This window comes from Thiolapillus sp., assembly GCF_048562965.1.
GTDB classification, from domain to species: domain Bacteria; phylum Pseudomonadota; class Gammaproteobacteria; order Chromatiales; family Chromatiaceae; genus Thiolapillus; species Thiolapillus brandeum_A.
Genome location: NZ_JBHNMF010000948.1, coordinates 1 through 1094, shown reverse-complemented (window position 1 = coordinate 1094; position 1094 = coordinate 1). Strand labels below are relative to the sequence as shown.

Annotated in this window: 2 protein-coding genes; both read left to right on the top strand. The window is 57.0% G+C overall.

Annotated elements, in window-relative coordinates:
- The first annotated feature begins 21 nt into the window (after window positions 1-21).
- Window positions 22-492: a 23S rRNA (pseudouridine(1915)-N(3))-methyltransferase RlmH gene (gene rlmH, locus ACOCD2_RS21370; protein WP_293649993.1), complete on the top strand. Its 471-nt coding sequence runs from the start codon at window positions 22-24 to the stop codon at window positions 490-492.
- A gap of 22 nt (window positions 493-514) precedes the next feature.
- On the top strand, window positions 515-1094 hold a 580-nt coding region (locus ACOCD2_RS21365), incomplete at its 3' end, for a transporter substrate-binding domain-containing protein (protein ID WP_293653102.1).

Here is a 1094-nt window from a genome sequence, read left to right as displayed (position 1 = left end):
CACGGCATGTAGAATACTCCCATGAACATACACCTCATTGCCGTCGGTGACAAAATGCCCCGCTGGGTCCAGGAGGGCTACCGGGAGTACGCACAGCGCATGCCCAGGGAATGCAGCCTGAAGCTGGCGGAAATCAGCGCCAGGCATCGCGGGAAGAATGCCGATATTGCCCGTATCACCCGCGATGAAGGCAAACACATGCTCGCGGCCATACCCAGGGGAAGCCGGGTGATCGCCCTGGAGGTGAAGGGCCGTGAATGGAGCACAGAGGACCTGGCGCGGCAGCTGGAAAACTGGATGGCCGGCGGCCAGGATGTCAGTCTGCTGGTGGGCGGGCCGGAAGGGCTGGCGCCGGAATGCCGGGAACATGCCGACCAGCTGTGGTCGCTTTCCCCGCTGACACTGCCACATCCGCTGGTCAGAATCGTTGTGGCAGAGCAACTCTACCGGGCATGGAGTATTCTGCAGAACCATCCTTATCACCGTGCCTGACGGCAGTTACCGGGGAAGCATCATGAATCAGAAAGCATGCCAAAGCCACTTCAGACAAGCAGCGTTTCGCCATGCCTGGCAACGGGCTGTATGCAGTTCTCTGCTGTTTCTTGCCTTCATGTTTGCAGCAGGCACGCCCGCGTTCAGCGACACAGTAAACCCGATTGCTTTCCTGGAAAAGCCTTTTTCGGAAGACTTGCCCAAAATGAAACAGCGACGCACAGTGCGGGCACTGGTCGTATACGGGCCGACGGATTTCTTTTTTGACAAAGGCAAACCCAGCGGCATCCAGGTGGACCTGCTGAGGGAATATGAAAAGTTCCTGAACAAGGGCATCAAACGTGAGGCCGAAAAGATTCACGTGGCTTTCCTTCCTGTGCCATTCGGCCGGCTCATTCCTGACCTGCTCGCGGGCAAGGGAGATATAGCCGCGCATTTTCTTACCGAAACCGATGAACGGAAACAAAAACTGCTGTTTGCCTCGGGACGGAAAACGACGGTGGACGAGCTTGTGGTAACACACAAGGATCAGGCGCCACTTGAAGATATCGATGGCCTGGCCGGAAAAACCGTCTATGTCCTGCCTCACAGCAGCTACCTAG

What these genes read in the sequence shown, in the direction of transcription:
- rlmH (WP_293649993.1), top strand. Translation starts at nt 22, where the DNA reads ATGAACATACACCTCATTGCCGTCGGTGACAAAATGCCCCGCTGGGTC.